Here is an 8,684-nt window from a genome sequence, read left to right as displayed (position 1 = left end):
GCCGCCCGGCCTCCACGGCCTCGGCCGAGACGGTCACGTCTGTCATCAGGTGCTACTTCCTTGATCGGGAGTTACACCGTTCTTTTTACAGACCCGCCTCGAACCCGATGCCCTTGTTGGCCCCGGTGATCAGAGTGATGGTCATGCGTACCCCTACGAGTCATGCGGCCAGGCTGGGCCGTTGGCGATGGTGGGACTGTTCTGTGCGTTGCTGGCGCTGATCCGGAACTCAGCCGGTCAGTTGCCGGCGAAGTTCGCCGGCATCATGCAGGGCGGTCATGTGCACGAACCGACCGTTGCTGACCTGGTAGATGGCGTACTCGGTGATCTCGAACGAGGTGCCGGTAGGAGCCACGCCGAGCCATTCCTTCACCGGGGTACCCGTGTTGACGAGTCGCGCGGCCAGACGGTCACCGTCGAAGAGCAGTTCCTTGAGCTCCCAGTGGAGGTCCGGAACCGCGTCCACGTCATGCTTTTGAACCGCGATGAGGTCGTCCCGGGTGGCCGGCTCACCGTTCAGAGTGGTCCGGTCGTTGATGAACTCGTCCATGCCGCCGAACTGGTGGGCGTTGAGCGCCTCGATGTAGCGCAGGTAGAAAGCGCGCAGATCTCCGTCGGACACAAGGGTGACCCTTCTGTGGGGCGGCTCCGGATTGGGCGGCCGCTTGGGTTGCCGCATACACGCCGGGCGAATCACCGCCGACGTCCACGTCGGTAGAGCCGTTCAGGATGACCGCAGCGCCGTCGTCGAACCGGTGGCGTGCTCGCTTGAGATGTCTCCGGTCACCTCGGGGGCGCCGGACCAAGTGCTTCCCGGTCGCGTCGAGTTCGGTCTTCCGGCGGCCGGTGATGAACACGTGGGCGCCATCGGCCGCCGGTCGGGCGTCACCGGCCGGTCCGATCCCGGTGCTGCCCCGATGACGAGAGCGGCCCTCCCCTCGATCAGTCCCACGTGGTGAGCCCCATCTACTTCTGTAGCGATCGCTGCGGAAGTAGAACGGTAGCACTTCCGCAGCGATCGCTACAGAAAAGGTAGGCTGCAGGGGTGGAGAAGCAGCAGAGCGGCCTCATCGGCCGCCCCCGAGGGTTCGATGCCGACGAAGCTTTGGAGCGCGCCATGCTGGTCTTCTGGGAGCACGGCTACGAGGGAGCCAGCACGGCGACGCTGACGCACGCGATGGGCATCTCCACCACCAGCATGTACGCAGCCTTCGGGAACAAGGAGAAGCTGTTCCGCAGGGTCCTGGAGCGCTACACCGAAGGCCCGAGCGCATACCTCGCCCGAGCCCTGAAGGAACCGACCGCCCTACGTGTCGCCACCGCAATCCTGGCCGGCACCGTTCGAACCACCACCCGCCCGGCCCATCCAAATGGCTGCCTGGGCGTCCAGAGCGCACTGACCACCAGCGGCTCCGGACAAGAAGTCCGCGACCTCCTCGTCGCCTGGCGCAACGACGGCTACCGCTGCATCCAGGAGCGGTTCCAGCGCGCCGTCGACGAAGGCGACCTGCCTCCGCAGACCGATCCAGGACTACTGGCCCGCTACCTCACCACCTTCGCCTACGGCATCGCCGTACAAGCCGCGAGCGGTGTCGACCGCGATGAACTCCGGGAGATGGCCGACGCCGCACTACGCAACTGGCCACTCGCCTGAGGCATGCCCGGAATGTGTCCTCATGCGGAAAACGGAACCCCGCACCCGCATCGACGGCCCAGGCCTCATGACTGGCCCATACCCACGGCATCCCGCCCGCGCCACCAACTGATCAAGCCGGCGCGACACGGTGGCGGCGGGGCCGACCGCATGGGCGAACACGCCGTAGGCCTTCATCACGCAGGTGGCGTCGGTGACCGGCTCGGCGGCCCGGGCCGGCGCCCCGGCGAGCAGCGGAACCCCGGCCACCGGCACGGTGGCCGGCGGGCCGCCGCGGACAACGGTCTTCATCCGCGAGTCTCCTCATCGTTCGCCTGGACCGGACACGCGACCGCGGCCCTCGCCCGGCTCGGCGGCCCACCGACCGCCACGGCCATGATCGCCTCCGGCGGAATCCGTGCCCTGACGACTCGCCAGGCCACCACGAAGGATCTCCGGTGCGGCCGGATTGGGTCAGCGGGTGAGGATGAGCTCGGTGTTCGGGCAGGCGGCGGTGAGGCGGTGCAGCGTGTCGGGCTCGACCGGGTCGATGCTCGGGGGGCCCAGCGGGCCTTCACCACGGTCCAGTCGGTCAGGTAGGTGCAGCGGTACGCCTCGGCCCGCGGCAGCCACCCGGCGACGTCCGTGTCCGCGTCTGACGCCCTCGCCGTCGGCGCCGCCGCCAGCGGGTGGGACCTGCGGCGGGCACCGCTCGCCGGGCGGGACCGCCTCCACGTCGAACTCCTCGCCGGCGGGAATGACTCCCGGGGCCGGCGGACCGCCACAGCGCGTACACGAAGCCGCCTTGACGGTCCGCGTGGCCGCCGCGGGCCTACGGGATGACGATCGAGAACGCTTGGTCCTCCCACACGCCCGGCTTCCCGGTGATGACGAGGAAGGTGTCGCTGCGGGTCCCGCACACGGGGTCCGGCCACATCGAGATCCTGATCCCGTACTCGAACGACGTGTACTGCAACGTGGCGACGGGGACGAGGCGGGTCACGTCCAGCGCCTTGTCCTCCAACTCGACGCAGTACCGGCCGACGGCCGGCTTGGTGACGCCCGCGATCCCCTTGGACCGGTTGATGCTGCCGTCGGAGTTGACCACGGCGGCAGCCTGCGCGTAGGGCGCGGTGACCTTGGTCCCGGTGCCGGTCGCCGCCCCCGCCACCCCCGTACACACGCCTCCCACGAGGAGGCTGACCACAGCCCCCACCCAGCCGGCCGTACGGATCCCCTTGTTCCCGACCATGTGAAGTCCTTCCCCAAGCCAACGCTTCCGGCTTCAACAAGCCCGGCCACCAAGGACCGTACGGGTACACACCGACCGATAGGCCGCGCCCGACTGCAAACCCCCCCGTACGAGCGCACCAGAAGCCCACCGCGCACAAGGCAAGCGCCGCCACGCCCTCCCGCTCGACCCCGCCGAGGCCACTGACTCCGAGGGCCGCCACGAGGCGGTCCCTGCGGCCCGCTGCTCCGAAGGATCAGGACGGAGCAGACCGAGAACGCGGCAGTGGAGGGCGACCGCGAACCGTCGGTTGTCGGTCGGCCGCACCGGTCAGTGTCGGGACAACGCGCTCGCCGAGTCGTTCTTCGCCACGCTGAAGCGGGAGTCGCTCGGCGACCGGCCATGGCCGACCCGGACGGCGGCGCGCACCGCGATCTTCGGGTGGATCGACGGCGTCGCGGTAGGTCCAGTCGCGGCGGCGATCTGGACGGTCCGGCCGGGCCGCACCACCCGGGCGGCAGCGGAGATCGTGCGGAGCGGCACGGCCTGGGTGCCGCTGCTACTCGAAGCGCGCGGGGTCGCCGGCCCCGCGGCGGACGATCTCCGCCTCGCCGCCGGAGAAGTCGACCACGGTCGTCGGGACGGTGCCGCAGTCGCCGGAGTCCACCACGGCGTCCAGCACGTGGTCGAGCCGCTCCTTGATCTCCCACCCCTGCGTCATGGGCTCCTCCTCCCCGGGGAGCAGCAGCGTGCTGGAGACCAGCGGCTCCCCGAGCTCGGCGAGCAGCGCCCGGGTGACCGGGTGGTCGGGGATCCTGACGCCCACCGTCTTCTTCTTCGGGTGCATCAGGCGGCGCGGCACCTCCTTGGTGGCGGGCAGGATGAAGGTGTAGCTGCCCGGGGTCGCCGCCTTGACGGCGCGGAAGACGTTGTTGTCCAGTTGCACGAACTGCCCCAGCTGCGCGAAGTCCTGGCACATCAGGGTGAAGTGGTGGCGCTCGTCGAGCCGCCGGATCGACCGGATCCGTTCCAGGCCCTCGTAGTTGTCCAGGCGACAGCCCAGGGCGAAACAGGAGTCGGTCGGGTACGCGATGAGGGCCCCGGACCGGATGCTGTCGACCACCGTCCCGATGGTGCGCGGCTGGGGGGTCTGCGGGTGCACGTCGAAGTACTTCGCCATTTGGCCGACCCTACGCGATCCGGCGGGCGACTTTCGTCGCCCCGCCGGTGCGCGTGCGTGGGCAGCGCGCCGACGGGGCGAGGGGAACCGGGGTGTCAGGCCGTCAACTGAGCGGACAGACACCCAGCGAGCTGTCGTAGATCTTGGACCAGGTCCCGTCGGCACCCGGTCCCTGGTTGATCGCCCGCGCGGTGACCGTGTGCTGGCCGGGCCGGGCGGGGATGGTGGTGGAGAAGCCGTGGGCGCTTCCGTAGCCGGGGAAGCCGGCGACGATGTCGGTGCGTTCGGTGTTGGCGGCGACGGTCCTGACGACCTGCCCGTCGACGCTGATCTCCACCTGCATCGCCGAGGTGCCCAGGTCCTTGTCGAGGGCCCAGCCCTCCACCAGGGCGTTCTCGCCGTTCCTGGTCACCTTGTCGAGCGACCCGTAGGTGGTGTGGTCCTCGGTGTAGGTGGTGCAGCCGTTGTTCAGGGTCTGCTCGACGCCGCCGGAGAGCGCGGAGACGCAGAGCGTGTGCGTGCCGTTGGTGGCGGTGCGCGGGACCCCGATGCTGTACCCGGCGATCGGGTAGGCCGGGAAGTATGCCGCGACGTCCGGCCGCGACGCTCCCGTGTTGCTCTGGGCCACGATCTGGCCGTCGCGGCGGACGACGACCGTCGCGATTCCCGACGTGTACGGGTCGATGGCCCAGCCCTGTACCACCATCACGGTGCCGGTCGGGCTGGGCACTTCGGTCGTGAACACTTCGTTCGTGCCGAAGGCGTGGGTGTCCCAGGTGCGGCAGCCGAGTCCGATCGAACCGCTGCTCGGCGCGTAGGCGTTGACGCAGACGGTGTGCCCGGCCCGGGCGGACGGCAGCGGGATCTGGAAGTCGAAGCCGTGGTAGCTGCCGAGGCCGGGGTAGACCTGGTCGACGTCGGAACGGTAGGTGTTCGCGGTCGACCAGGTGGACTGGCCGGTGTCGTCCCAGGCGTACACCGCCAGGGCGGCTGACGGCGCGTTGTGGTCGGCCGCCCAGCCGCGGAGCCGGAATCCGCTCGGAGTCGGGTCCAGCCTGTCGAAGCTGCCGAGCATCGCCGGGGCGAGTGCGGCCGGGGCGCCGGTGGCCGTCGGGGCCTTGCCCTCCGGTGCCTTCTCGGGGGCCTTCGGGAAGTCCGCCGGAGGCTTCTCCAGCTTGCTGGGCTTGGGAACCGCGACCTTCGGCGCGGTGTCCTCGGACGAAGCGGTCGCCGCCGAGGCTGCGGGGAGCTGCGGGCGGGGTTCCGCGTGGACGGTCTGCGGGGTCGCGGCCATGGCCAGCGAGACCAGCGTGGCGCCCGCCCATCTCAGGATCTTCTTACGTGTCGTCATGTCTACCGATTCCAGGTTCCTGCTCGATTCCGTCGGGCTCTGGTCAGGTGTGCAGGATGGTGTTGGTCGTGCTGAGCGCGCTCATCGTGGTCAGCACCTCCGGGACCGCCTCCGTGTAGGTGTGCGCGGCGAGTTCCTTCGAGTGCTGCTCGTACAACCCGCCCAGGAAGCCGGCGTCCCACTGCGCGTACGCCTCGACGGTGTTGCCCACCGGGTCCGCGGCGAGCTTGTCGGCCGGCAGGGGTGCCTTGCTCGCCCAGGCGGAGCAGCCGGCCAGCCAGCCGTACGTCTGTCCGGCCATCGGGCTGTACCCGGTGGTCGAGCTGCACGGGGAGCCTGCGCCGCCCTGGGGGTTGCATCCGCTGTAGTTCGCCTGCGCCCTGCGGAAGATGTTGGTGATGACGGTGTCGTCCCCGGTGTCACCGGGCAGCCGTTCCGCGCCGTTGACGACCAGCTGCAGCTGGACGTCCTGCCGCAGCGCGGTCGCCCAGCCCGCCTGGGTGTAGCCCTGGATCAGCCGAAGGGCCTTGGTCAGCGCGGCGTTGGCGCCGAACAGCGGGGTGCCCGCGGTCTGCAGGTCGTGCACCACGGCGTCGTAGTAGGCCTTCTGCTTCCCGGCGAGGAGCTGGGTCATCCTGGTCCGGGCGTTCGCTGCCACCTGGTCGTTCTGGACGAAGTCGGTGCCGGTGGCGGTGAAGGACGGCGCGTAGGTGGCGTCCCACTTGTTGAGGTAGTAGTTCTCGTCGTGGCAGTAGCCACCGGGGGCACCGATGTTGCTCTGCCGGCACACCACGCCGAGCGGCCAGCTGCGGGTCCAGGAGGTGTAGACCTGGTGGTCGTTGCCCCAGTCGAGTTCGACCTGCATGGTCACCTGGAGGTTGGCCGTGGTGATGTCCCAGGTTCCGGTGCTGGAGGTCTCCGCGTCGGCGAGCCCGGAGGTGTGGCACAGCCGCAGCTTGGGGCCGTCGGGGTGGGCGTACTGCGCGAACGCCAGGGCGCTCGGCGCGTTGCTGATGGTGACGTTGCCGGGGCGGGTCAGCGACGGCTGCGACGGCCAGGAGTTGCACGCCGGGACCTTCCCCGGGTCGGTCGGGCTCTGGCCCGCCGGGAGCGCCTGGTCCGCGGTGCCGAACAGCTGGTAGTCCTTGTCGCCGGTCTGCGCTTTCTGCAGCGGCTTGAGCTGGGCCTGGAAGGCGTCCGCGGCGTTCCTGTAGTCGCTGACCAGACCGGTGTAGAGCGGGTTGGTCACGGTGCCGTCCGCGCTCGCCGGGCTCCGCGGGGCGCTCAGGGCCTGGGCCGACTTGTTGATGGTGTCGCCGACGCTCACGATCTGGCTGGCCTGGGCGGTGTTGACCTGCTTGGCGTAGCCGCTGTTCTGCGCCATCAGCTGCTGGTACCCGTTGGCGATGGAGAGCCAGTCGGCCGTGGCGGCGACCGCAGGCGTGAGCTCCGGGTGCGCGGGGTCCGCGGCCACGAGGGGCCACCCGTAGTGGCGCTTGCCGTACCAGGCCAGGAATCCGGCGGCACCGCCCCGGTCGTAGGCGTCGAGGACCGCGCCCGGGTCGCTTTCGAGATTGGGGTAGGAGGAAGCCGAGAGAACCAGCGGCGCGTTGAGGACCTTGTCGGTGGCGGCCTCGTGGAGCGTGCTCTCCGCGTGCACGTACTGGTCGTAGCTGGGGATGGGCTGGCCGTACTTCTGGTAGTAGTCCAGGTAGGTGTCCATGGCCTGGTGGGCGTCGTTGAGGTCGATCTGGCCCAACGACTTGACGATCTCGCCGCCCCAGGCGTCGATGCTCTGTTTGATGCCGTCCAGGCTGCCCTGGATCGAGATGAGCCTGCTCTCGGTCGCCTGCTGGAGGGCGAGGACCTGGTCGAACTGGGTGAGCATGTCGGAGTAGATGATGCTCAGCGACCTGTTGACCTGGCCGAACTGCTGGTTCATCTCCGTGCGCAGGTCGGACACGTCCTGGCGCAGCTTTCCGACCTCGGCGAGGATCTGCTGCTCGGGGGTGGGGGCACCGGCCCGGAAGAGCGGGAGCAGCGAGCCGATCGCGCCGGCGATGTTCCCGGTGAGCGCGAGCGTGCTGGTGGACAGCAGCGCGTCCGCCAGGCCCTTTCCGGCGATCTCGGGCAGGTAGTTGTTGATCGCCGTGGCTATCTGGATTCCCGCGTGGCCCACCCCCGCGACGATCCTGCCGGCATCCGGATCGGCGAATCCGGCGAGCTCCGCGAGCACGTCGATGCCCGCCGCGATCGAGTCGATGGTGGCCTGGCGCTCCTTGGCCTTCGCCTTCGCCCTCTCCTCCACGGACGGCGGCGGGGTGGCCGCGGTGGTGCCGACCGGGTAGGTGACGACGGTGACGTGGATGTCCTCGCCCGCGGCGGCGTCCTGCTTCTTGATCACCTCCGCGATCTGGTCGTGCAGGCTGTCCTCCGCGGTGGCGAGCTGGTTCATGATCTCGTGGAGGTAGCCGTCGCTGCCCGCCTGCTGCTCGAGGATGAACTTCGTGTTCACCATGGCCGTCAGCGTGGGGTCGGCCATGAGTTCGTCGACCGTCGAGCTGGTGCGGACCTGGAGCTTGGAACCGAAGTAGGAGTCCCAGGCCTTGGAGAACTCCGCGTTCGGGTTCTGCCCCAGATCGAGGACCTTGCCGGCCACGATGTCCCCGGCCGCGCCGTAGAACTTCGACATGAACTGGTACTGGAACTTCGCCCCGGCCACCTGGTTCTGCCAGGTGTCGTACTCCTTGAAGTCGCCCCTGGTGAGGCTGTCGTACATGGGTTTCAGGATCTCGATGGCGATCTTCCCCTCGGGCGCCGCGACGGCCACCAGGTCGAGGGCCGTGTTGAAGTTGTCCAGGGTCGCCTCGGCGCTGGACGGGGCGAGGCTCTTGTCCCACCAGTTGGAGAACAGGCCGGTCGCGCTGATCAACTGATCGGACGTCAGGTTCGGGCTGTGCTGGGCCTTCCCCACCATGTAGGCGCTCAGCACCAGGTTCTTCAGGCTGTCGTTGCCGCTGTGCTGGCGCAGGTGCGCCGCGAACAGTTCGTGCTGCAGCTTGACCATGTCCACCGTGACCGGGGCGGCCGCGGCCGCCGGGTGGACGGTGACGGTGACCGACCCGACCGCGAGCACCGCGGTACTGGTGGCTGCCGCGAGCAGACGTCGTACCCCCCTGCCGCGGCGGCGTCTCGCGCCGGCGGCACTGATCTGACTCATCACACGCTCCTTGTCGACTTCTCGACTGGAAGCTAACGGCGCGTCAGACCGCGGCGCGTGAGTAACGAC

At 69.3% G+C, this 8,684-nt stretch carries 7 protein-coding genes; 1 reads left to right on the top strand and 6 read right to left on the bottom strand.

Features of this window, described 5'->3' with window-relative positions; translation table 11 throughout:
• Nucleotides 1–229: 229 nt before the first annotated feature.
• Nucleotides 230–622, bottom strand: coding sequence for an ester cyclase (locus tag ACWD4U_RS16520; RefSeq protein ID WP_363454424.1), 393 nt, complete (start codon nucleotides 620–622; stop codon nucleotides 230–232).
• Nucleotides 623–1,045: 423 nt separating this feature from the next.
• Between ACWD4U_RS16520 and ACWD4U_RS16515 the strand changes: the two genes are divergently transcribed.
• On the top strand, nucleotides 1,046–1,654 hold the full coding sequence (locus ACWD4U_RS16515; RefSeq protein WP_363454422.1) for a TetR/AcrR family transcriptional regulator: 609 nt from the start codon (nucleotides 1,046–1,048) through the stop codon (nucleotides 1,652–1,654).
• A gap of 811 nt (nucleotides 1,655–2,465) precedes the next feature.
• Here ACWD4U_RS16515 and ACWD4U_RS16510 read toward each other — a convergent pair.
• The 5 genes from ACWD4U_RS16510 to ACWD4U_RS16490 form a co-directional block, all read right to left on the bottom strand.
• A complete protein-coding gene (locus ACWD4U_RS16510; protein ID WP_363454420.1) occupies nucleotides 2,466–2,885 on the bottom strand; it encodes a hypothetical protein in 420 nt (139 codons plus the stop codon).
• Between the two features lie 309 nt (nucleotides 2,886–3,194).
• Nucleotides 3,195–3,407 (bottom strand): hypothetical protein, encoded by a 213-nt coding sequence (locus ACWD4U_RS16505; RefSeq protein ID WP_363454418.1) that lies wholly within the window; start codon nucleotides 3,405–3,407, stop codon nucleotides 3,195–3,197.
• 16 nt (nucleotides 3,408–3,423) lie between these two features.
• The gene (locus tag ACWD4U_RS16500) at nucleotides 3,424–4,044 is read right to left on the bottom strand and encodes an L-threonylcarbamoyladenylate synthase (protein ID WP_363454416.1); all 621 of its coding nucleotides are present in this window, start codon (nucleotides 4,042–4,044) and stop codon (nucleotides 3,424–3,426) included.
• Between the two features lie 103 nt (nucleotides 4,045–4,147).
• Nucleotides 4,148–5,395 (bottom strand): hypothetical protein, encoded by a 1,248-nt coding sequence (locus tag ACWD4U_RS16495; RefSeq protein ID WP_363454414.1) that lies wholly within the window; start codon nucleotides 5,393–5,395, stop codon nucleotides 4,148–4,150.
• Between the two features lie 43 nt (nucleotides 5,396–5,438).
• Nucleotides 5,439–8,615 (bottom strand): hypothetical protein, encoded by a 3,177-nt coding sequence (locus ACWD4U_RS16490; RefSeq protein WP_363454412.1) that lies wholly within the window; start codon nucleotides 8,613–8,615, stop codon nucleotides 5,439–5,441.
• Between the last annotated feature and the right edge of the window lie 69 nt (nucleotides 8,616–8,684).

This window comes from Kitasatospora sp. NPDC002522, assembly GCF_053595195.1.
The sequence above is the reverse complement of the archived record's forward strand: the minus strand, read 5'-3'. Positions and strand labels throughout refer to the sequence as shown.

Bases quoted from the DNA above. Each gene is read 5' to 3' on its own strand.
- ACWD4U_RS16510 (WP_363454420.1), bottom strand. From the start codon at position 2,885: ATGGTCGGGAACAAGGGGATCCGTACGGCCGGCTGGGTGGGGGCTGTG.
- ACWD4U_RS16500 (WP_363454416.1), bottom strand. From the start codon at position 4,044: ATGGCGAAGTACTTCGACGTGCACCCGCAGACCCCCCAGCCGCGCACC.
- ACWD4U_RS16495 (WP_363454414.1), bottom strand. From the start codon at position 5,395: ATGACGACACGTAAGAAGATCCTGAGATGGGCGGGCGCCACGCTGGTC.
- ACWD4U_RS16490 (WP_363454412.1), bottom strand. From the start codon at position 8,615: ATGAGTCAGATCAGTGCCGCCGGCGCGAGACGCCGCCGCGGCAGGGGG.